Source organism: Amycolatopsis sp. NPDC052450 (assembly GCF_044547565.1).
Lineage (GTDB): Bacteria > Actinomycetota > Actinomycetes > Mycobacteriales > Pseudonocardiaceae > Amycolatopsis.
This window is the reverse complement of the sequence record NZ_JBIUAQ010000026.1, coordinates 100,288-120,862: the sequence shown is the minus strand read 5'-3', so window position 1 is coordinate 120,862 and position 20,575 is coordinate 100,288. Positions and strand designations below refer to the sequence as shown.

Here is a 20,575-nt window from a genome sequence, read left to right as displayed (position 1 = left end):
TCACCGCGCGACAACCCCGCCACATCCGCGAACCACGCGGCCGTGGACCCATACCCGTACAAGTCTTTAGCGCCCCGAGACTCGATCTCCGCCAAGTACCGCCCCAACCCGGCGGTCGCCATCCGAATCACCTGCAAGGACTGCTGCACACCATGGGCAAGCTCCAGCTTGCCGGCGCGCCACAGCTCCTGCGGCAACTCGGGAAGGAAAGTCTCGGACACCCCACAACAATACCCCAAAACAATCGAACGCATGTTCGTAATTTCAAGTCACCATGAACGGGTGCATTTTACCACTGAAGGGTGATTTGCTCGTTGGGTCGTGAACACGCTTAAGCATACTTGCCGCTAACGAGTGAAGTTGCATCCAAAGCCCCCGAAACCAGACGCAATTAGTCGCCTAATTGCGAAAATCAGGCAACCGTCTTCACGTAACGCCGACAGGGCACCGAGATCAGCCCGTCCGGGCCCGGGACCCGGTTGTCGAACTCGCCCTCGTCGATCCATCCGCACCGCTCGTAAAACCGCCGCGCCCGCGCGTTCCCCGGCGCCACCGCGAGCCAAGCGCGCGAATGGCCGCCCGTGCTCACCAGCCGTTCGGCTTCCGCGAGCAGTACGCCGGCCACTCCGCTCCCGCGATGATCCGAAGAAACGTAGACCTGTTCGACCTCATCGCCGACGACCATCACGAAACCCGCCACCTCACCGCCCAGTACGGCGACGGTCGTGTCGCCGACGCGGTCCGCGGCCCGGGTCCAGAACGAATCGCGGGTGCGGATCCGCACGAGCGAGTCGGGCACGTTGCCGAGATGGCCGTCCTGCCAGCCGTGGTACCAGATCTTCGCGACGGCGTCGGCGTCCGCGGATGTAGCCGGTCGAAGCGTCATGGACATGGCGACGAGTTTAGGAAACCAGCGCGCCGATCCGCCGCTCCACCTCGTCCGCGCTCGCGTTTCCGGCGACCAGCGTCACGACTCGTTCCCCAACAGCGGCGAGCAGGGTCGGGTATCCGGTGACGCCCAGTTCCCGCGCCCGCCGGAAATCGTCCGCCGCGGAGACCCGGTCCAGTGCGGCCTCGACGGCGTCGCCGTCCAGGCCCGCCCGCTGCGCGACCACGCGGTAGGTCGAGACCTCGGACAGGCTCAGGCCGTCGAGGTAGAAAGCCTCCTGCAGCAAGGCCGCGAGCCGCACGGCGCGGTCCGGCCCGACCTCGCGCAGTGCCGCCATCCCGCAGGCGGCGGCCTCGGAGTCCATGACGAAGTCGCCGTCCGCGATGAGCCGCTCGTAGCTTTCCCCGAACGGCGCGCCGGTCCGGCGGGTGATCTCGGCGTTGGCTCCTTGGACGTGGCCGAACTGCCGGATCGGTACGCGGCGTCCGCCGAGGAACAGGCCGCCGGACACCACTTCGACCGGCAGGTCCGGATGCCGGTGCGCGACGTCGGCCATGGTCCTGGCGAAGCCGTAGGACCAGCCGCAGTACGCGTCGAAGACATAGATGAGCTTCATGTCGAGCTCCAACGATGTCTGACCAGTCAGGTATTCCTACCGGAGCTTGGGGAGTGCGTCACGTGCCGAATGGCTCAGCGTCCGCAGGTCCTGCGCGAACCGTTCGCGGTGGTCCGCGGGCAGCGGGTCGAGGAACTGCCGCTGGATGTTCTCGACGTGCACCCGCGCGGCCCGCACGGTCGTCTCCTCGCCTTGCGCGGTCAGCCGGACGAGTTGTACTCGTCGGTCCTGGGGATCAGAAGAACGCAAGACCAGGCCGAGCGTCGTCATCCGGTCGACCAGCCTGGTCGCGCCGCCGGTGGTCAGCACCTGCTCCTGCGCGATCGCGCGCATGCTCATCCCTGCCTCGCCGGACCTGCCGACGATCAGCAGGACTTCGAACATCAGGTGCGAGATCCCGCATTCGGCCTCCAGCGCGCGGCCGAGCAGGTATTCGAGCCGGTTCGCCGCGCCCATCATCCGCCCGAAGGCGACGACACGCGGGTCGTAGGCGGCTTCTTTCGCCGTGGTGATGCCCATTTCAGCTCCCTGCCGACAAGGCCAAATAGACGTCGAGCTGTTCGGTGAACTCGGTCAGGTCGGTGCCGAGCAGTTCGCTCGCCCGGCCGATCCGGTACCGCAAGGTGTTGACGTGGACGTGCAGCGCCCGCGCGGCCCGCGTCGGGGAGCCGGAGCATTCCAGGAAGACGCGCAGGGTGTGCACCAGATCGGTGCCCTGTTCGGCGTCGTAGTTCAGCAGCGGGCCCAGTACCCGTCGCCGCAACGCCGCCCGGAGGTCGTCGGGCGCGCCCGCCAGGAGCAGCCGGTGCATGCCGATCTCGCCGCCGGGGACGACTTCGATCGTGCCTGAGCGTTCCGTCGCGACGGCCAACGCGTAGCGCGCGACCTCCTTCGCGCCTCGCAGCACGGAGACCGGGGAACGGTCGCTGATCCCGATCAGCACCCGGCGGCACGGCAGCAGTGACGCCACTCCTTCGAGTGCGGTGGTCACCGTCGCGGGCCAGTCCTCCGGCCATTCGCCATCGTCCTCGGCCACGGCCCAGGTCGTCTCCCCCGCAGGCCCGACGAGCGCGCCCGGCGGCAGTAGTTCGGTGAGGATCCCGCGAGCCGCTTCGGATCCCTCGGTACGTGCGACCACGACGCGCAGATCGCCGCGCAGCCCGGTCGCGGTCAGCGCCGCGTGCGGATCACTTCCCTCGTCGAGTGCGGCGAGCAACGGTTCGAGCACCCTGTCGGTGACGGCGCGGACCTCGTCCGCCCGCGTGCGCGCGAGCCCGATCAGCCCGGCGAGTTCCTCGGCGATCTCCGCCTGTGCGGCGGTCAGCGGCCCGCCGATCGCGAGCAGCCACGGCAGCGCGTGCCTGCCGCCGATCGGCCGCACGGTGACGTCGTCCGCCTCCAGGGCGCGTCCGCCCGCCGCGACGAACCGCCGCACGAGATCCGACGGCGTCCCGGCGGGCACCACCCGGCATGCGAGGCCGATCTCCGCGTGTGCCCGCTCCAGCAGCGTTTCCACCGACGCGTCTTCCGTCGCCGCTGAAAGCAAACGTTTGCGAGCGCCGTCCGCGGCTGCGGCCAACGCCAGCACCACCCGTTCGGTGACCACGGAGAAAGACAGATCCGCCGGCACCTCCAGCAACGGAATCCCGTGCCGCGTACAGGCTTCGACGAGGTCTTCGGGAATTCCGTCGGAATCGGCTCCGGAAGCCGCGAGCGCCGCCGCCCCGGCCTTCGCCAGCGCGGCGACGAAAGCCTCCGAATCACCCGGGCCGCGCCACCACAGCAACCCGCTCAGGACGAACTCGCCCGCCGACACGTACCGCCCGGGGTCGGGCAGTTCCGTGACGTAGATCCGGGACACCGGACGGTCGAGCAAAGCCGTCCCGGCGCGGACGCGCAAGCGCAGCCCGGGGAGCGCGAGCAGAGTTTTCACGGTCGTCATCAGGTTTGTAGGAAAGCACAAAACAACCCGGCCGTGCAGGGGAGATTTCATGCTTCGGCACCGTTGCCGCCATACGGGCGCAGGGCGTCTACTGAGGCAGCCGTCACAGAACACCGCCGAACCGAGGAGCCCGAGAGTGGATTTCCTGCGCCCCAGCTCGCTGACCGAGGCGCTCGCCGTCAAGGCCGAGCGACCCGACGCGGTGCCCATCGCGGGCGGCACGGACGTCATGGTGGAGCTCAACTTCGATCACCGCCGCCCCGGCGCGCTGCTCGACCTCAACCGGGTCACGGAACTCTCCGAGTGGACAGAGACCGACGGCAGGATCCGCCTCGGCGCCTCGGTGCCCTACGTCCGGGTGATCGCTGAGCTGGGTGAAGTTCTACCCGCGCTGGCCATGGCCTCGCGCACGGTCGGCTCGCCGCAGATCCGCAACCGAGGCACGGTCGGCGGCAACCTGGGTGCCGCCTCGCCCGCCGGCGACACCCATCCCGTGCTGCTCGTGCTCGGCGCCGAGGTCGAGGCCGCGTCGGTGCGCGGCACGCGGAGGATTCCGGCGGAGGAGTTCTACCTCGGCGTCAAACGCAACGCCCTCGAACCCGACGAGCTGATCACCGCGGTGCATCTGCCCGCCGAGGCCGGCCCGCAGCAGTTCGCCAAGGTCGGGACGCGCAACGCGATGGTCATCGCGGTCTGCTCGTTCGCGCTGGCGCTGCACCTCGACTCCCGCGAGATCCGCGCCGCCGTCGGTTCGGCGGCGCCGACGCCGCGCCGCGCGACCGCCGCCGAGGAGTTCCTCGCCGCCGAACTTCCCTGGTCCACCAAGGCTTCCCTCACGGATTCGGTCAAACGCCGGTTCGGTGAGCTGGTCTCTCAGGCGTCGTCGCCGATCGACGACGTCCGCGGCAGTGCCGACTACCGCGAACACGCGCTGTCCGTCCTGGCGCGGCGAACGCTGACCTGGGCGTGGAACGACTTCCAGAAGGGTGAACGCGAGTGCGCGTGAACGTGACGATCAACGGTGAGTCCCGCCAGGCCGACGACGTCTGGGAGGGCGAGAGCCTGCTTTACGTGCTCCGCGAGCGGCTCGGGCTCCCGGGCTCCAAGAACGCCTGTGAACAGGGCGAATGCGGTTCCTGCACGGTGTACCTCGACGACGTCCCGGTGTGTTCGTGCCTGGTCGCGGCCGGTCAGGTCGAGGGCCGCGAGGTCCGCACGGTCGAAGGGCTCGCCGACGGCGACAAGCTGGACCGCGTCCAGCAGTCCTTTGTGGACGCGGGGGCCGTCCAATGTGGTTTCTGCACGCCCGGCCTCGTGGTCGCGGCGCACGATCTGCTCAACCGCGTCGAGAACCCCGCGGATGAGGAGATTCGCGAGGCGCTGGCGGGGAACCTCTGCCGGTGTACCGGCTACGAGAAGATCCTCGACGCCGTCCGGCTGGCCGCGACCAGGGGAGAGACCACGTGAAGACCGTCATCGAGAACGCCGCGATCGCCACCGTCGACGGAGCGGGCACCGAGCACGCCTCCGGCCACGTCGTCATCGAGAACGACCGCATCGCGGCGGTCGGCTCGGGAAAGGCGCCCGACGGCGAGTACGACGAACGCGTCGACGGCTCCGGATGCCTGGTCACGCCCGGTCTGATCAACACCCACCACCACCTCTACCAGTGGGCCACGCGCGGCCTCGCCGCCGACCACACCCTCTTCGAATGGCTCGTCGCGCTGTACCCGATCTGGGGCAGGCTCGACGCCGAGATCACGCACGCCGCCGCCACGGCGGGCCTCACCCGGCTCGCGACCACCGGCTGCACCACCGTCGCCGACCACCACTACGTCTTCCCGCGTGACGGCGGCGACCAGGTCGAAGCCCTCGCCGCCGCCCGGATCCGCGTCGGGGTGCGGCTGCACGTCGTACGCGGCTCGATGGACCGGGGGGAGTCCCAGGGCGGTCTCCCGCCGGACAACCTCGTCGAAGAGACCGAGGCCGCGCTGCTCGGCACCGAAGCCGCGATCGACCGGTTCCACGACAGCTCGGCCGGCGCGCATCTGCAGATCGCGGCAGGCCCGTGTTCGCCGTTCTCGGTGAGCGAGCGGCTGATGACCGGCGCGGCGGAATTGGCGCGCCGCAAGGGAGTCCGGCTCCACACGCACCTCGCCGAGACGGTCGACGAGGAGAAGCAGTGCCTCGCCGAAGTCGGCTGCACGCCCGCGGAGTACGCCGACAAACTCGGCTGGCTCGCCAACGACGTCTGGCTCGCGCACTCGATCCACCTCGCTCCGGAAGCGATCCGGCGCCTGGGCGCCACCGGCACCGGCGCGGCGCACTGCCCGACGTCGAACGGGCGGCTCGGCGCCGGGATCGCCCCGGTCCGGCAGCTGCTCGACGCCGGGGTCGCGGTCGGGCTGGGGGTCGACGGCGCCGCGTCCAACGAATCCGGTGGCCTCGGCGAGGAACTGCACCAGTCGCTGCTGCAGGCGCGGCAGCGCGGCGGACCGCGCGGGCTGACCACACGCGAGGCCCTGTGGATGGGCACGATGGGCGGCGCGCGCTGCCTGGGCCGCGAAAAGGACCTGGGCTCGATCGAGACCGGCAAGCTCGCGGACCTCGCTGTCTGGAACCTGAACGGCCTGAACTACGCCGGGATCACCGACCCGGTCGCCGCCTTGGTGCTCGGCACGACTCCGCCGGTCGAGCGGCTGTACGTCGGCGGCGCGACCGTCGTCGACGGTGGAACGTTGCGCGAGGAATCCGAAGACGAGATCGCCCGTGAGCTGGCCGTGGCCAGTGCGCGGCTGAGGGAGACGGTATGACCACCACTGAAGTCTCCAAGCAGACCACCGGCAACGGGGTGGGGACGAGCCCGCGGCGGCCCGACGGCACGGTCAAGGTGCGCGGCGAATTCGCCTACTCCTCGGATCTGTGGCACGAGGACATGCTGTGGGGCGCGACGCTGCGCAGTCCGCATCCGTACGCGCGGATCACCGGGATCGACATCACCGAAGCCCTTGCCGTGCAAGGGGTCTACGCGGTGCTGACCCATGAAGACGTACCCGGCGTGAACAAGTACGGCCTGGAGCACTCGGACCAGCCGGTGCTCGCCGTCGACGTCGTGCGCTACCAGGGCGAGCCTGTCGCGCTCGTCGCCGCGGACCACCCCGAGACCGCTCGCCGGGCGATGAAGCGGATCAAGGTCTCCTACGAGGTCCTCGAACCGGTGACGGATTCCGAGAAGGCCGCCGCCGGCGAAGGCGCCGAGCTGCACCCCGGCGGGAACGTCGTGCGGTACGCGAAGATCCGGCACGGCGACCAGTCGGTGACGGCCGACGTCGTGGTGTCCGGGGTCTACGAGGTCGGCATGCAGGACCAGGCATTCCTCGGCCCCGAATCCGGTATGGCGATCCCGGACACCGAAGGTGGTGTCGACCTTTACGTTGCCACGCAATGGCTTCATGTCGACCAGCAGCAGATCGTCGCCGCGCTGGGGCTGCCCAAGGACAAGGTGCGGCTGACGCTCGGCGGGGTCGGCGGCGCGTTCGGCGGCCGCGAGGATATGTCGATCCAGGTCCACGCGTGTCTGCTGGCGCTGCACACCGGCAAGCCGGTCAAGATGGTCTACAACCGCGAGGAATCCTTCTACGGCCACGTGCACCGTCACCCGGCGAAGATGTACTACGAGCACGGCGCGGACAAGGACGGCCGTCTTGTCTACGTGAAGGCGAAGCTGTACCTGGACGGCGGCGCGTACGCCTCGTCGACCGGCGCGGTGGTGGCGAACGCCGCCACGCTCGGCGTCGGTCCGTACAATGTGGACAGTGCCTCGGTCGACTGCTGGGGTGTGTACACGAACAATCCACCTTGTGGCGCGATGCGTGGTTTCGGCGCGGTGCAGGCGGGTTTCGCCTACGAGTCCCAGATGGACAAGCTCGCCGAAGCCTGTGGCCTCGACCCGGTCGACATCCGGATCCGCAACGCGATGGCCGAAGGCAGCGTCATGCCGACCGGTCAGATCGTCGACTCGGCCGCCCCGGTCGCCGAACTGCTGGAACGCCTGCGTGCCAAGCCGTTGCCGGTCACGCACGAGGAACTCGACCTGCGCCGCATGCCCGGCGGCGTCTCCAACACCACGCACGGCGAAGGCGTCGTCCGCGGCGTCGGCTACGCGGTCGGCATCAAGAACATCTGCTTCTCCGAGGGATTCGACGACTACTCGACCGCCCGCGTGCGGCTGCAACTCGTCGGCGGCGAACCCGCGGCGACCGTGCACACCGCCGCCTGTGAGGTCGGCCAGGGCCTGGTCACGATCATGCAGCAGATCGTGCGGACCGAACTCGGCATCGACCAGGTGACGATCCTGCCGATGGACACGAACATCGGCAACGGCGGTTCGACGTCGGCCTCCCGGCAGAGTTACGTCACCGGCGGCGCCGTCCAGGCCGCTTGCGTCGCGGTGCGATCCGGGCTGCACAAGCATCTCGCGGGCAGGCTCGACGCGAACGGGAAGCTGAACGTCGTCGGGAACAAGGTCGTCTCGGCCGACGGCAGTGTGCTCGCGGACCTCGCCGACGTCCTCGGTGACGAGGTCTTCGACGAGACCGTGGAATGGCGCCACCGTCCGACCGCGCCCATCGACCCCGAGACAGGCCAAGGGAACGCGCACGTGCAGTACGGTTTCGCGGCACACCGCGCGGTCGTGGACGTCGACACCGAACTCGGGCTGATCAAGGTCGTCGCGCTCGACTGCGCGCAGGACGTCGGCAAGGCGCTCAACCCGCAGGCGGTGCTCGGCCAGATCCAGGGCGGCTCCGCGCAGGGGCTCGGGCTCGCGGTGATGGAGGAGATCCAGATCGACGGCGGGAAGATCCGCAACCCGTCGTTCACCGACTACCTGATCCCGACCGTGCTGGACATGCCGCCGATGGACATCGACGTGCTGGAACGGCCCGACCCCAACGCGCCGTATGGTCTGCGCGGGGTCGGTGAACCGCCGACGATCTCCTCCACCCCGGCGATCGTCGCGGCCATCCGCGCGGCCACCGGGCTGGCGCTGCCCCGCGTTCCGGTGCGCCCGGAACACCTCACCGGGACCTGACAAACCGTACTTTTTCGAGCTAGGAGCACATCCGTGGGTACCCGTCTGTCCATTTCGGAGTCCGACGAGCAGAAATGGCTCGTCGAAGCCGTCCAGCTGGCCACCACGAACGTCGAACGCGGTGGCGGCCCGTTCGGCGCGATGATCGTCCGTGACGGTTCGGTGCTGGCCACCGGCACCAACCAGGTGACGCCGACGCTGGACCCGACGGCACACGCCGAGGTGGTCGCGATCCGCGCGGCCTGCCAGGCGATCGGCGACTACAAACTCGACGGCTGTGTCCTCGTGACCTCCTGCGAGCCCTGCCCGCTCTGCCTTTCCGCCGCGCTCTGGGCGCGTGTCGGCAAGGTCGTCTACGCCGCGGACCGCCACGACGCGGCCGAGGCGGGCTTCGACGACCGCGAGTTCTACGACCTCTTTTCCCGCCCGCGCGAGACCTGGTCACTACCCGTCGGCCAACTGTCCCTTCCGGACTCTTTCGCGCCCTTCCAGGCCTGGCTGTCGAAACCCGACAAGAAGGCCTACTAGTTCTAGGTGAACCCGCGACCGCAATCACGTCGCCAGGGCGCTCGTTCTCGAATCGACGTGCGCCAGGTGTGAAGAGGTGCCCTGCCGCCGCGATAACGGGGTCTTCGACCGGGCGGGTTCACGTCGTAGTCGGCTGGTTCGGCTGCCCACAACTGCTCCGCCGACCGTTGGCTTACTGGAAACTCTTCCCGCCCCACAACGTTGTGGAGTAGGCATGACCCAATTAGGTACAGAGCGTCCCCCGCTGCCCTCGCCCGAGCCGGGGCGGCTGTCCGGGCTCGACCGCTGGTTCAAGATCTCCCACCGCGGCAGCACGATCGGCCGCGAGGTGCGCGGCGGGATCACCACCTTCGTCGCGATGTGCTACATCGTGTTGCTCAATCCGCTCATCCTCGGCGCGTCGGCCGATATCACCGGCGCCCGGCTGAGCACCGAGGCGATCACGACCGCGACCGCGCTGGCGGCTGGGGTCACCACGATCCTGATGGGACTGGTCGGCAACGCGCCGCTGGCCCTCGCGGCGGGCCTCGGCGTCAACGGGGTCGTCGCCTTCCAGATGGCTCCGGCCATGACGTGGGCGCAGGCCTTCGGGCTCGTCGTCCTCGAAGGCTTCTGCATCGTGTTGATGGCCGTTTCCGGCATCCGGGAACGGATCATCAACGCGATCCCGATGGCGCTCAAGGTCGCGATCACCGTCGGCATCGGGCTCTACATCGCGCTGGTCGGCCTGGTCAGCGCCGGCTTCGTGACCAGGACACCGGACGCCGCCCAGTCGACGGTGCCGGTGCGGATGGGCATCGCCGGCCATCTGGAGGGCTGGCCGATCGCGATCTTCTGCCTCGGGCTGCTGCTGATGATCGTGCTCGTGAGCCGCGGCGTACCGGGCGCGGTGCTGATCAGCATCGCGGTCGCGACCGGGCTCGCGGTGCTGGTCAACAGCGTGTTCCACGTCGAGGGCTGGGGACTCGTCGAACCCAAGGTGCCCGACCAGGTCGTGGCGCATCCCGATTTCAGCCTGCTGGGCGACATCGATCTCTTCGGCGGCTTCGGGTCGGCGGGCGCGGTGACGGCGGCGGTGTTCCTGTTCACGCTGGTGCTCTCCGGGTTCTTCGACGCGATGGGCACGATCACCTCCGTCTCGGAGGAGGCGGGACTGGTCAAGGACGGCAAGGTCGAGGGGATGGGCCGCATCCTGCTGGTCGACGGCGCGGGCGCGCTCGCCGGCGGCGTCACCGGATCGGCGCCGAACACGGTGTTCCTCGAATCGGCCGCCGGTGTCGGCGAAGGCGCGCGGACAGGGCTGGCGAGCATCGTCACCGGCGGGCTGTTCACCGCCACGCTGTTCCTGACCCCGATCGCGGCCGTCGTCCCGGCGCAGGCCGCGGCACCCGCGCTCGTCGTCATCGGCGGCATGATGATGGCGCAATGCCGCCGGATCCCTTGGCAGGACCTGGATTTCGCGATCCCGGTGTTCCTGACCATCGCGTTGATCCCGTTCACCTACTCGATCACCAACGGGATCGGCGCCGGACTGGTCGCGTATGTGCTGATCAAGATCTGCAAGGGCAAGATCCGCGAGATCGGCTGGATCCTCGGGATCCTGGCCGCGGTGTTCGGGGTGTACTTCGGGATCGAAGGGATCATGTCATGGTTCTGATGTTCCTCAACGGCGGCGGGATGCGCGGCGGACCGCTGCACGAACAGTTGCAGGGCGCGCCGTTGTGCTGCGTGGCCCGGTCCGCGCCCAAGTACCGCTACTTCTCCGTGGGCGACCGGTTCCCGGCGATGTACGAAGGCGGCTCCGCCTCCGTGGTCGGCGAGGTCTACGACCTGCCGCTTTCGGTGTTGCGGGACCACCTGGTCCCCGCCGAACCACCGGAACTGGAGCTCGGCGTCGTCGAACTGGAGGACGGCGCGGCCTGTCTCGCGACCGTCCTGCGTTCGTCCTTTGTGGACTCAGCTGAGCTGACGGACATCTCCGCGGTGGGGGACTGGCGGGCGTATCTCGCGTCCCGATAGCGACACACGCGTGATCAGAGACGTAACTCGCGTGATTGGAGGCGTAACTCGCGTGATTGAACGGCGAACACGTGAGTTACGCCTCTGATCACGCGAGTCGCGCCTCTGATCACGCGAGTGTCGCCTTTATCAAGGGGTAGGGCAAAGGTGGCGGGTTGCGAAAGCCACTTTCGCAACCTTCAACGTTGCGAAAGTGGCTTCCACAACACCGGGAGCAGGGTACGGCCGCGAAGGGGGCGCTTCGCTACGCCGGTGACGTGGCCCTCGCTGAACCCATGGCCGAGGTGCGTCGCGAAAGCCACTTTCGCGACGTCTGAGGTCCCGAAAGTGGCTTTCGCGACACGGTCGCGAGCGAACCCTCGCGACCCGGCACCTATGCGGCACTCCTCAATGATCACGCGAGTTCGGGGGAACGTCAGAGCACGAAGACGAGATTGCTCGCCGCCGGGTGGAACATCTCGGGCGCGCCCGCGTAGAAGGCCCGCCAGACGCCGGGTTTGCGGTGCTCGGCCGAAGTCGCGAAAGCCCAGGTGGTGCCGTTCCAGGTGGCCTCGACCGTCGCCGCCGTGGTCCAGCGGTAGGTGCCGAGTGAGAAGTACTGGAGGTCGACCGGGATCGGGTTCGCGGTGTAGCGGCCGGGGAACTCGATCGTGCCGGACGCGGTCACGGCCTTGTCCGCGCCACGGCCCGCCGCGAACGACGTGATCGCCGCGGGATGGAGCACGACGATCTTCGGGGTGTCGGCGCGCGAGTTCGCGATCGACGGGTCGGTGGAGAAGAAGTCGGCGTGGTAGTTGCCGGTGCGGATCGGAGTCAGCGTCGCGCTGTAGACGCCGGTGGTGTCGGTGACCGGCTTGGCCTGGGCCTCGCCGCAGAAGCCGTTGAAGCAGAACGAGATCCCGACCTCGGCGCCCGCGATCGGCGTGGCGTCGGCCTTCGTGAGCTTGCCGGAGATCGTGACGCTCTGCCCGGCGTCGATCCGCGTGCTGCCGGCGGTCGTGGTGAGGGTGGACGGCTGGACTTCGGTGGCGGACGCGGGTACGGCGCCCGCGGTGAGCAGTGCGGCGGCGGCGATGGTGCCGATCACGAGCTTTCTGATGATCATGTGCTCCCCAAACGGATTTCGGCTCTTGCGACCGCTAGGTCGATCGGAAGTCGTTGTCCGTTGCGGGAAAATCCCGGTGTTCAGGTACCGGCCGTCGGTGCTTCACGCATCAGGGAGCAACGTGCGCGCCAAGGCGACGGACGACAGCCCCGCGACCTCGAGCGCTTCGGTGTTACGCAGCGATCGGCTCAGCACGAACGCGCCTTCGAGGCTGTTCACCAAAGCGATCGTGAGCTGCCGGGCGGCCGCGGGTTCGAGGCCGTACTTGCCCAGCTTCTCGGCGCCGGTCTCGATCCACGCCGTGAACACGTCGGCCGTGGCGATCCGCAGCTTCTCGTTGGTGCTGGCGACCTCGAGCGCGACCGTCGCGATGGGGCACGCGTCGGCGTAGTCGGTCGCTTTCAGCGTCTCGGCGGCGCTGGCGAAGCACGCCTCGATGCCGTGGACGAGGTCCGGTTCGTCGGCGAAGAAGATCTCGAACAGCGCGAGGTACATCATCCCCGAGGTGCGGATGACCTCCTCGCCGAGCTGTTCCTTGCCGCCGGGGAAGAAGTGGTAGAGCGAGCCGAAGGGCGCTTTCGCGGCTTCGACGATCTGCTTCACCCCGGTGCCGGTGTACCCGTTCCGGCGGAGTAGTTCGGCGCCGGCGTTCACGATGCGTTCCCGCGTTCCAGTCACGCCTCCATGATAGAGCGTTCTATCTAACCCCTGAAACGTGAAAGATGCTCACTTCTATTGTGGACGGCGGTGGGAACTTGTCAGGATCGGCCGGTAGTCCAACGACGGATCACGAGGTCGCCATGCGCCGTACCGCCCGACTTGTCCTCGCCACCCTGGTGGCTGTGGTCTCACTAGCGAGTTTGGGGACACCGGCGCACGCCGCGGAGACCCCGGCCTTCCGCAAGTACGTCGCTCTCGGCGACTCCTACACCGCGGGCCCGCTGATCCCGTGGCAGCAGGCGAGCTGGTGCTTCCGGTCGAACAACAACTATCCGGCCTGGCTCGCCACCAAGCTCGGGCTCTACTACAAAGCGGGTGCCTTCACCGACGTCAGCTGCTCGTCGGCGGACACCACGAACATGACGAAGCCGCAGACGGTGCCCTCGCCGAGCCTGGCCCTGGCCAGCGCGCCGCCGCAGTTCGACGCGCTGACGCTGGACACCGATCTGGTGACCATCGGCATCGGCGGCAACGACTACGGCGTCTTCGGCAGCCTGGTCGGCACCTGTCCCGAGCTGCGCGACAGCGATCCGACCGGCTCGCCGTGCAAGGACCACTTCACGATCAACGGGACCGACACCCTGCTCGCGGCGATCGAGAACACCCGGCGGAACCTCGAACGCGTCGTCAAGGGCGTCTGGGAGCGTTCGCCCGCCGCCACGATCGTGTTGGTCGGCTACCCGCGGATCGTGCCGCCGACGGGTTACTGCCCCAGCGTGGTCCCGTTCGCCGACGGTGACTACGCCTGGGCCGACGAGGTCGAGCGCGCGCTCAACAAGGCCGTGTCGACGGCCGCCCGCAAACAGGGCGCCCGCTACGTCGACACCTATGGGCCGAGCCTCGGTCACGACGCCTGTTCGGGTGACGCGGCCTGGGTGAGCGGCAAGACCACCGACCTGTTCCGGGCGGTGGCCTACCACCCGTACGCGGCGGGCATGAAGGCCGAAGCCGACCTGATCTTCAAGGCACTGGGCGGAACCGCCGCGGTGTCCACGAAGGCCCCGGACGCGCGGAACGCGACCAGCGCGGACGAACTCCAGCGCAAGGCCACCGCGGCGGGACTTGTGCCCCGGTCCTAGCCGTCCCTCGTTCCTTGGTTCACCTTCCGGCGCTACCTGCGGTCGATGTTCGCGGGGTGTGCCCGGCCCTAGCGTCGTGAGCCGTTGGGAATCCAAGGAAGAAGGGGGAAGCAGATGAAACGGCTCTTGGCCGCCGGGATGCTCCCGGTGATCGTGGGCGGGCTGCTCGCCGGAGCCACACCGGCTTCGGCGAGCAGCCCGGCTCACTACGCCGAGCAGAAGCTGGTTTGGCATCCGTGCGCCGAATCGGACCTGATCTCGTTGCCGCCGGGCACCGACCTCAGCGGGCTCGAATGCTCGGCGTTCCGTACTCCCCGGGACTGGGACCGGGCGGGGGAGCGGCAGGATCTGACCATCGCGATCAGCAGGCTGAAGTCCACCGGGCCGTCGACGGCCTCGCTGCTCACCAACCCTGGCGGGCCGGGCGGCCCCGGCCGCTGGCAGCCGACGATGTTCCGCGGGCAGGAGAAACTGCGCGAGCACCAGGACATCATCGGCATCGACGTGCGCGGGACCGGCAAGAGCACCAACGTCACCTGCCGGGGAGCCGTCGACGGCATCCGGAAGCTGGATCCGCGCGACCGGGATCCGCGCAATCTGGACCAGATCCTGGCGAACGCCGAGTACGCGGCCAAGTCCTGCCAGAGCGCCGGCGGCGAACTCGGGCCGCTGATCACCACGTATCAGACGATCAGGGACTTCGACCTGCTCCGGGCCCTGCTCGGCCGGGAGAAGATCAACTGGGTCGGGTACTCGGGCGGCACCTGGCTGGGAGCGCACTACGCCCAGCAGTTCCCGCAGCGGACCGGGCGGTTCGTGCTGGACTCTTCGACGGAGTTCACCACGGACTGGCAGAAGACGTTCGACCGGCAGCCGGTCGGTTTCGAACGGCGCTGGCGGCAGGACTTCCTGCCGTGGATGGCGCGGTACGACGCGAAGTACCACTTCGGCACCAACGGCGAAGAGGTCCGGCAGACCTACGAGCGGGCCCGCTATGCGTTGTCCCGCAACCCGATGGACGGGACCGGGCCGATGGAACTCGACACCGCCATCATCTACCTGCTCTACAAGAAGGCGACCTTCCCGGCGCTGGCCGATCTGCTGGTCAAGGTCCGGGACGCGATGGAGAACCACCAGGCCAAGCCCGAGGCCAAGGCCGCCGTCGAGGCGGCGGGCGACCAGCCCGACGCGGCGGACGCCACCTTCTGGAACACCGTCTGTGGCGAAGGGCGTTTCACCGGCACCCGCGAGTCGCTGATCCGCGCTTCGCAGCGGAACCTCGACCGCGGTCTGCTCCTGGCGGGCGGCGGCACGTTGAACGCCTCGGTCTGCCTGTTCTGGGACAAGGAACCGCGCCCGCTGCCGAAGCTGGACGGCAAAGGTGTCCCGCCGGTACTGATCGTCCACTCCGAGCACGACCCGGCGACGGCGATCGAGGGTGCCCGGAAGGCGCACGCGGGGTTCGCGAACTCGCGCATGCTGACCGTGACCGGTGAGGGTGACCACGGGCTTTACGCGGACGGGAACCCCAAGGTGGACGAGATCGTGAACGCCTACCTGGTCGACGGGGTCGTCCCCGCCGACCAGAGCGTCCCGGGCATGCCGCTGCCGGTGCCTTAGAAGGCGGCGAGGGTGTGCCAGGCGAGACCCGCGTCTTCGGCGTCGTCGCGGAGGACCACACCCTCGATCAGGCCGTACGGACGGTCGGCGGCGTAGAAGACCTCGTTGTCGTTCTTCAACCCGAACGGTGACAGGTCCACCAGGAAGTGGTGCTTGTTCGGCAGCGAGAGCCGGACTTCGGCGACTTCTTCGCGTTCCTTGAGCACAGCCTCTCCCATCGCGTACAGCGTTTGCTGCAGGGAGAGGCTGTGCTTGTCCGCGAAGGTCTCCAGCAGGATTCTCCGCACTTCGGCATGGCTGGTGGCCCAGTCGATCCCGTCGCCCTGGTAGCGCCAGCGGGCGGTCACGGCGGTGGCGAGGATCCGGTCGTTCGTCTCGGCCAGCGTCGTGTACTCGTCGCGAGGAAAGCCGTGGAACTCCGACCCGGTCGACTTGAGGACCACGAGATCGTCCAAACCGGACACCACCCAGGCCTGGTCGCCCTGGATGGTCACGGCGGTCGTCCGCTTTTCGCTGCCCGCTTGGGAGAACGCGTGGTCGTGGCCGGAGATGCGGTTCCAGCCGTGTTCGTCGATCAGGACGCGGGCGCCGGTGATGTGCTCGAACGAGCCGACGAAATGGCGTCCTAGCCGCAGCGCGAAGTCCTCGATCTCGCCGACCGGGGCTTCCTTGGCGAAGGCGTAGACGGTGTTCTTCTGGGTGTCGGTCGCGACGACGTCGGCGTTGTCACCCGTGAGGTGCGTGGCCGCGAGGTCGCCGCGCAGCGACGTCGAAACGGTGAGGTCCTTGAGGTGGTGGACGGTGCCTTCGCGCTGAACGGTGACGAGCCGGACTTCGGCCTTGCCGTACTGGTTGGGGCCCAGGGTGATGGCCACGGGCGATCAGCTCCCTCGATAGGTGGAATAGGCGAACGGGCTCAGCAGCAACGGCACGTGGTGGTGCTCGGTCCCGTCGGCGATGCGGAAGGTCAGGGTGACTTCGGGGAAGAAGGAGTCCGGGCCGAGGTGGGCACCGGTGTCGAAGACCAGCCGGTAGACCCCGGGTTCCAGGGTGTCCGGGCCGAGGTCGCGGATCCGGCCGTCGGTGTCGGTCCGCCCTTCGGCGACGAGTTCGCCCGCGCCGGTTTCGAGGCGGACCCCGACGTCCGCCGCGGGCCGTCCCGCGGCGGTGTCGAGGATGTGCGTGGTCACGAGGCTCATGCCGTCACCGCCTTCTCCAGCCGCAGCGCGGCGATCTTGGCCAGCTCTTGGCCGGCCACTTCGAGTTCCTTCTCGGGATCGTTCGAGAGCCTCGAACGCAGGTTTTCCAGCAGTTCGGTGCCGCTCCGGCCACTCGCGCAGACCAGGAAGACATGCCCGAACGTCGCCTCGTACTCGGCGTTGGCCGCGGCGAACTCGCGCGCCGCGTCACCGTCCACACCGGACTGTTCCGAGCGTGACCAGCCGGCCTCGGTGCTCGCGCCCCCCGCTTTCTCCCCGATCCGGGGATGGGCGGCCATGGCGCGCCGGACCTCTTCGGGACGCAACGGGGTGAGCGCCTCGGCCGTGGCGAGCAGCGCCGCGAGGTCGGCGTACGGACGCCTGGCCAGCAGGGTTTCCACCCAGCGCGGGACGTCGAGGCAGGCTGTCAGCGCCGGCCGGACGTCCTGAGCGGGAGCCTGGTCGAACTCTCGAATGGTGAGCGGCACGGGAACCGACGGTACGGCGACGCTTCCGCTGTCGTCAACATTTTGTTGAAACAGCTCTTCATTCTTGGTCGCGGTTGAGGTAGTTGTAGACCGTGAACCTCGTGACCCCCAGTGCCTCGGCGACGGTCGACACCGATTTGCGGAGGCCGAACGCGCCGCGTTCCTTGAGCAGCCGCACCGCGCGCTGCTTGGTGGCGCGGTCGAGGGTGTCGAGTTTGCCGCCGAGTTCGCGTTCGACGTCGCCGATGAGCCGGGACAGCGCGCTGTGCAGTTCGACGGCGGGCTCGGTCGAGTCGTCGCCGACCTGGCGGAGCTGGAGGGTCACGCGGGTCGCGCCGCCGTTCAGCGCCGCCCTGGCGATGGCGGGAAGCGCGTCGAGCAGGGCGTCGGCGTCGCCGCGGACGAGAGTGCCGAGCGGGCCGAAGTCGGTGGAGAGGCCCGCGTCTTCCGCCGTGTCGCGGGCTTTGACGGCATGCTCGGGTGGCGGGCCCTCGCCGTGGAACGGTTCGCTGGTGAACTCGGCTTCTAACTGCACCCAGCGAAGGTAGCGCCGCCAGGGCTCGTTGACGAGCAGGGTGGCCGGAGTTAATGTCGGGATGCGAAACCTCGATTCCACTGAGTGGAAATTGGAGGCTTAGATGGACCTGGTGATCAAGGCCGCGCGAGCCGTGACGGCTGCCGGAGAGGTACCCGCGACCGTCGGCGTCGACGAGGGCAGCATCATCGCGGTCGAACCCGCCGGAGCCGATCTGGACGGCGACCGGGTGCTCGAACTCGGCGAGGACGTCGTCCTGCTGCCGGGGCTCGTGGACACCCATGTGCACGTCAACGACCCGGGCCGGACCGAATGGGAGGGTTTCGCTTCGGCGACGCGCGCGGCCGCGGCGGGCGGGGTCACCACGATCGTGGACATGCCGCTGAACAGCCTGCCGCCGACGGTCGACGTCGCGGCGCTGGAGGTGAAGCGCAAGACAGCCGAGGGCCGGGTGCACGTCGACGTCGGGTTCTGGGGCGGTGCGATTCCCGGCAACCTCGCGGACCTGCGCGGCCTGCACGAGGCCGGGGTGTTCGGTTTCAAGTCCTTCCTGCTGCATTCCGGTGTCGACGAGTTCCCGCCGCTGGACGCGCGGGGGCTCGAAGAGGCGATGACCGAACTGCGGACCTTCGACGGCATGATCATCGTGCACGCGGAGGACTCCGACGCGATCGATCACGCGCCCGACCCGCACGGCGAGAAGTACGAAGACTTCCTGCACTCGCGTCCGCGTGGTGCGGAGAACGTGGCGATCGCGCAGGTCATCGAGCTCGCCAGGAAGACCGGTGTCCGCGCGCACATCCTGCATCTGTCCTCTTCGGACGCGCTGCCGATGGTCCAGAGCGCGCGGCGCGACGGTGTCCGGCTGACCGCCGAGACCTGCCCGCACTACCTGAGTTTCACCGCGGAGGAGATCGGCGACGGCGCCACGCAGTTCAAATGCTGCCCGCCGATCCGCGAGGCCGGGAACCGCGAACTGTTGTGGCAGGGCCTCGTGGAAGGCGTCATCGACTGCGTGGTGACCGACCATTCACCGTGCACGCCGGAGCTGAAACGCTTCGACAGTGGCGATTTCGGGCTCGCCTGGGGCGGGATCGCCGGTCTCCAACTCGGCCTGCCCGCCGTCTGGACCCAGGCGCGGCAACGCGGGTTCGCCCTCACCGACGTCGTCCGCTGGATGGCCGAGCATCCGGCCGCCCAGGCGGGGATGCGCCGCAAAGGTCATCTCGCGCCGGGCTACGACGCCGATTTCAGCGTGTTCGCGCCCGACGAGGCTTTCGTCGTCGACGTCGCGAAGTTGAAGCACCGCAACCCGGTCAGCGCCTACCACGGACGGCCGCTCGCCGGTGTCGTCCGGAGCACGTGGCTGCGGGGCGAGGAGATCACCGGTGAAGACCCGGCAGGCGTTCTGCTGACCCGGGGTGACTGCTGAGATGGAGGATGCCGTGAACGACCGTCCAGAGTGGACAGCCCTGCCCGACCTGGCCTCGCGCAAGTTCGGCGGGACCGTGATGTGGGCGACGGACGAGTTGTTCGCCGAGAAGGAGAACCTGGTCAATCCCTGGGTGCCCGCGCATCGGACGGAGACCTTCGGGCCCAAGGGGCAGGTCTACGACGGCTGGGAGACCCGGCGGCACCGTGAGCCCGGCGACGATCAGGCCGTCGTCCGGCTCGGCATGGCGGGGGCGATCACCGGCGTCATCGTGGACACCGCGTTCTTCAAGGGCAACTACCCGCCGTTCGTCTCGGTGGAGGCGTGCGCCGTCGACGGCTATCCCAACGCCGCCGAACTGTCCGAAGTGGACTGGGACGTGCTGGTGAAACGCGGCGCGGCGGCGGGGCACACGGAGAACTTCTTCGAGATCGGCGGGAGCAAGCGCTACACGCACGTCCGGCTGACCATGCATCCGGACGGCGGAGTGGCCCGGCTGCGCGTGCACGGCACGCCGATCCCGGACCCACGCCTGCTCGATCCCGGCGCGCTCGACCTCGCCGCGCTGGAGAACGGCGCGGTGGTCACCGGATGCAGCAACATGTTCTATTCCTCGCCCAACAACCTCTTCTCGCCAGGACTCGCCGCGCATCAGGCGGAAGGCTGGGAGACCGCTCGGCGCCGGGACGACGGGAACGACTGGGTCACGGTGCGGCTCGCCGGCGCGGGCGTCGTCCGGTTCGCCGAGTTCGACAACAGCAACCTCAAGGGCAACGCGCCGGGCTGGGCCGCGCTGAGCGGCCGGGACGGCGACGGCGAATGGGCCGAGTTGCTGCCGAAGACGCGTCTGCAACCGGACACCCGGCACCGGTTCGCGCTCGCTTCGGGGCCCGAAGTGACCGAAGTGCGTCTCGACATCTATCCCGACGGCGGGATGGCGCGCCTGCGTCTCTTCGGTACTTTGACCGATCGAGGCCGCGCTGACCTCACTTCGCGCTTCGAGGCCGCGCGCTCCTGAAACGCGGGCTCAGGGGCGGGCGCCAGGCCGGTTCAGGTACGCGGAGAACAGCGAGAGGACGATCCCGACCGAGAAGATCGCGGTGAGCCACCAAGCGCCGCCGATGGACAGGTTCCACACCAGGGCACCCGCCATGAGCAGTGCCATGACGATGTTCCTGATCTGCAGCGGCGTCGGTTTGGCCATGCCGCCACCTTCTCACGCGGCCGGATTTTTTCGAGCGGCGGGCAACCCTCGTGGGTGTGACATGCGTAACCGACATGTCAACTTCATCCACTTGCTGGGGAGACCGA

Annotated in this window: 22 protein-coding genes and 1 pseudogene; 11 read left to right on the top strand and 12 right to left on the bottom strand. The window is 68.6% G+C overall.

Features of this window, described 5'->3' with window-relative positions:
• From ACIHAO_RS32560 to ACIHAO_RS32540, 5 genes and pseudogenes are all read right to left on the bottom strand, one after another.
• Positions 1-221 (bottom strand): annotated as a pseudogene (locus ACIHAO_RS32560) (HNH endonuclease); the annotation flags it as partial.
• A gap of 191 nt (positions 222-412) precedes the next feature.
• Positions 413-892, bottom strand: coding sequence for a GNAT family N-acetyltransferase (locus ACIHAO_RS32555; RefSeq protein WP_396564326.1), 480 nt, complete (start codon positions 890-892; stop codon positions 413-415).
• Positions 893-902: 10 nt separating this feature from the next.
• Entirely contained in the window at positions 903-1,505 is a 603-nt protein-coding gene (locus ACIHAO_RS32550; protein ID WP_396564324.1) for a DsbA family protein, read from the bottom strand.
• A gap of 36 nt (positions 1,506-1,541) precedes the next feature.
• A complete protein-coding gene (locus ACIHAO_RS32545) occupies positions 1,542-2,024 on the bottom strand; it encodes a MarR family winged helix-turn-helix transcriptional regulator (RefSeq protein WP_396564322.1) in 483 nt (160 codons plus the stop codon).
• A gap of 1 nt (position 2,025) precedes the next feature.
• Positions 2,026-3,447, bottom strand: coding sequence for a PucR family transcriptional regulator (locus ACIHAO_RS32540; protein WP_396564320.1), 1,422 nt, complete (start codon positions 3,445-3,447; stop codon positions 2,026-2,028).
• A 136-nt stretch (positions 3,448-3,583) separates the two neighbouring features.
• Here ACIHAO_RS32540 and ACIHAO_RS32535 point away from each other — a divergent pair, with 136 nt between their 5' ends.
• From ACIHAO_RS32535 to ACIHAO_RS32505, 7 genes are all read left to right on the top strand, one after another.
• A complete protein-coding gene (locus tag ACIHAO_RS32535) occupies positions 3,584-4,453 on the top strand; it encodes an FAD binding domain-containing protein (RefSeq protein WP_396564318.1) in 870 nt (289 codons plus the stop codon).
• Complete coding sequence (locus ACIHAO_RS32530) at positions 4,444-4,914, top strand: (2Fe-2S)-binding protein (RefSeq protein ID WP_125786541.1); 471 nt, start codon at positions 4,444-4,446, stop codon at positions 4,912-4,914. Before ACIHAO_RS32535 ends, ACIHAO_RS32530 begins: the two co-directional genes overlap by 10 nt.
• Positions 4,911-6,260, top strand: coding sequence for an 8-oxoguanine deaminase (locus ACIHAO_RS32525; RefSeq protein WP_396564316.1), 1,350 nt, complete (start codon positions 4,911-4,913; stop codon positions 6,258-6,260). Before ACIHAO_RS32530 ends, ACIHAO_RS32525 begins: the two co-directional genes overlap by 4 nt.
• Entirely contained in the window at positions 6,257-8,539 is a 2,283-nt protein-coding gene (gene pucD / locus ACIHAO_RS32520) for a xanthine dehydrogenase subunit D (protein WP_396564314.1), read from the top strand. Before ACIHAO_RS32525 ends, pucD begins: the two co-directional genes overlap by 4 nt.
• Before the next feature lie 33 nt (positions 8,540-8,572).
• A complete protein-coding gene (locus tag ACIHAO_RS32515) occupies positions 8,573-9,067 on the top strand; it encodes a nucleoside deaminase (RefSeq protein WP_396564312.1) in 495 nt (164 codons plus the stop codon).
• A gap of 214 nt (positions 9,068-9,281) precedes the next feature.
• Positions 9,282-10,724, top strand: a complete 1,443-nt coding sequence (locus ACIHAO_RS32510) for an NCS2 family permease (protein ID WP_396564310.1) — start codon at positions 9,282-9,284, stop codon at positions 10,722-10,724.
• Positions 10,715-11,086, top strand: coding sequence for a gamma-glutamylcyclotransferase (locus ACIHAO_RS32505; protein WP_125792704.1), 372 nt, complete (start codon positions 10,715-10,717; stop codon positions 11,084-11,086). Before ACIHAO_RS32510 ends, ACIHAO_RS32505 begins: the two co-directional genes overlap by 10 nt.
• A 415-nt stretch (positions 11,087-11,501) precedes the next feature.
• Here ACIHAO_RS32505 and ACIHAO_RS32500 read toward each other — a convergent pair whose 3' ends face one another.
• A complete protein-coding gene (locus ACIHAO_RS32500) occupies positions 11,502-12,191 on the bottom strand; it encodes a hypothetical protein (protein WP_396564307.1) in 690 nt (229 codons plus the stop codon).
• A 102-nt stretch (positions 12,192-12,293) separates the two neighbouring features.
• The gene (locus ACIHAO_RS32495; protein ID WP_396564339.1) at positions 12,294-12,845 is read right to left on the bottom strand and encodes a TetR/AcrR family transcriptional regulator; all 552 of its coding nucleotides are present in this window, start codon (positions 12,843-12,845) and stop codon (positions 12,294-12,296) included.
• A 146-nt stretch (positions 12,846-12,991) separates the two neighbouring features.
• On the opposite strand from ACIHAO_RS32495, the gene ACIHAO_RS32490 reads away from it, so the two are divergent.
• Positions 12,992-13,990 carry an SGNH/GDSL hydrolase family protein gene (locus ACIHAO_RS32490; protein WP_396564305.1) on the top strand — a complete coding sequence of 333 codons (999 nt, stop codon included), beginning with the start codon at positions 12,992-12,994 and terminating at the stop codon, positions 13,988-13,990.
• 114 nt (positions 13,991-14,104) lie between these two features.
• Complete coding sequence (locus tag ACIHAO_RS32485; RefSeq protein ID WP_396564303.1) at positions 14,105-15,610, top strand: alpha/beta hydrolase; 1,506 nt, start codon at positions 14,105-14,107, stop codon at positions 15,608-15,610.
• Here the strand turns inward: ACIHAO_RS32485 and pucL are convergent.
• From pucL to ACIHAO_RS32465, 4 genes are read right to left on the bottom strand one after another with little or no spacing between them, the layout of a single operon-like run.
• A complete protein-coding gene (gene pucL / locus ACIHAO_RS32480) occupies positions 15,607-16,485 on the bottom strand; it encodes a factor-independent urate hydroxylase (protein ID WP_396564301.1) in 879 nt (292 codons plus the stop codon). The genes ACIHAO_RS32485 and pucL overlap by 4 nt on opposite strands.
• A 6-nt stretch (positions 16,486-16,491) precedes the next feature.
• The gene (gene uraH / locus ACIHAO_RS32475; RefSeq protein ID WP_396564299.1) at positions 16,492-16,809 is read right to left on the bottom strand and encodes a hydroxyisourate hydrolase; all 318 of its coding nucleotides are present in this window, start codon (positions 16,807-16,809) and stop codon (positions 16,492-16,494) included.
• A complete protein-coding gene (uraD, locus tag ACIHAO_RS32470; protein WP_396564297.1) occupies positions 16,806-17,297 on the bottom strand; it encodes a 2-oxo-4-hydroxy-4-carboxy-5-ureidoimidazoline decarboxylase in 492 nt (163 codons plus the stop codon). Before uraD ends, uraH begins: the two co-directional genes overlap by 4 nt.
• A gap of 58 nt (positions 17,298-17,355) precedes the next feature.
• Positions 17,356-17,832, bottom strand: coding sequence for a helix-turn-helix domain-containing protein (locus ACIHAO_RS32465; protein WP_125792711.1), 477 nt, complete (start codon positions 17,830-17,832; stop codon positions 17,356-17,358).
• A gap of 103 nt (positions 17,833-17,935) precedes the next feature.
• Here ACIHAO_RS32465 and allB point away from each other — a divergent pair, with 103 nt between their 5' ends.
• Together allB and alc are read left to right on the top strand one after the other, a co-directional pair.
• A complete protein-coding gene (gene allB / locus ACIHAO_RS32460; RefSeq protein WP_396564294.1) occupies positions 17,936-19,264 on the top strand; it encodes an allantoinase AllB in 1,329 nt (442 codons plus the stop codon).
• Between the two features lies 1 nt (position 19,265).
• Positions 19,266-20,282, top strand: a complete 1,017-nt coding sequence (gene alc, locus ACIHAO_RS32455) for an allantoicase (protein WP_396564292.1) — start codon at positions 19,266-19,268, stop codon at positions 20,280-20,282.
• Positions 20,283-20,291: 9 nt separating this feature from the next.
• On the opposite strand, the gene ACIHAO_RS32450 is transcribed toward alc, so the two are convergent.
• Positions 20,292-20,468, bottom strand: a complete 177-nt coding sequence (locus ACIHAO_RS32450) for a hypothetical protein (protein ID WP_199746417.1) — start codon at positions 20,466-20,468, stop codon at positions 20,292-20,294.
• Positions 20,469-20,575 lie beyond the last annotated feature (107 nt).

Coding starts and splice junctions, on each gene's coding strand:
- ACIHAO_RS32555 (WP_396564326.1), bottom strand. CDS start 892: ATGTCCATGACGCTTCGACCGGCTACATCCGCGGACGCCGACGCCGTC.
- ACIHAO_RS32550 (WP_396564324.1), bottom strand. CDS start 1,505: ATGAAGCTCATCTATGTCTTCGACGCGTACTGCGGCTGGTCCTACGGC.
- ACIHAO_RS32545 (WP_396564322.1), bottom strand. CDS start 2,024: ATGGGCATCACCACGGCGAAAGAAGCCGCCTACGACCCGCGTGTCGTC.
- ACIHAO_RS32540 (WP_396564320.1), bottom strand. CDS start 3,447: ATGACGACCGTGAAAACTCTGCTCGCGCTCCCCGGGCTGCGCTTGCGC.
- pucD (WP_396564314.1), top strand. CDS start 6,257: ATGACCACCACTGAAGTCTCCAAGCAGACCACCGGCAACGGGGTGGGG.
- ACIHAO_RS32510 (WP_396564310.1), top strand. CDS start 9,282: ATGACCCAATTAGGTACAGAGCGTCCCCCGCTGCCCTCGCCCGAGCCG.
- ACIHAO_RS32505 (WP_125792704.1), top strand. CDS start 10,715: ATGGTTCTGATGTTCCTCAACGGCGGCGGGATGCGCGGCGGACCGCTG.
- ACIHAO_RS32500 (WP_396564307.1), bottom strand. CDS start 12,191: ATGATCATCAGAAAGCTCGTGATCGGCACCATCGCCGCCGCCGCACTG.
- ACIHAO_RS32490 (WP_396564305.1), top strand. CDS start 12,992: ATGCGCCGTACCGCCCGACTTGTCCTCGCCACCCTGGTGGCTGTGGTC.
- ACIHAO_RS32485 (WP_396564303.1), top strand. CDS start 14,105: ATGAAACGGCTCTTGGCCGCCGGGATGCTCCCGGTGATCGTGGGCGGG.
- uraH (WP_396564299.1), bottom strand. CDS start 16,809: ATGAGCCTCGTGACCACGCACATCCTCGACACCGCCGCGGGACGGCCC.
- allB (WP_396564294.1), top strand. CDS start 17,936: ATGGACCTGGTGATCAAGGCCGCGCGAGCCGTGACGGCTGCCGGAGAG.
- alc (WP_396564292.1), top strand. CDS start 19,266: ATGGAGGATGCCGTGAACGACCGTCCAGAGTGGACAGCCCTGCCCGAC.
- ACIHAO_RS32450 (WP_199746417.1), bottom strand. CDS start 20,468: ATGGCCAAACCGACGCCGCTGCAGATCAGGAACATCGTCATGGCACTG.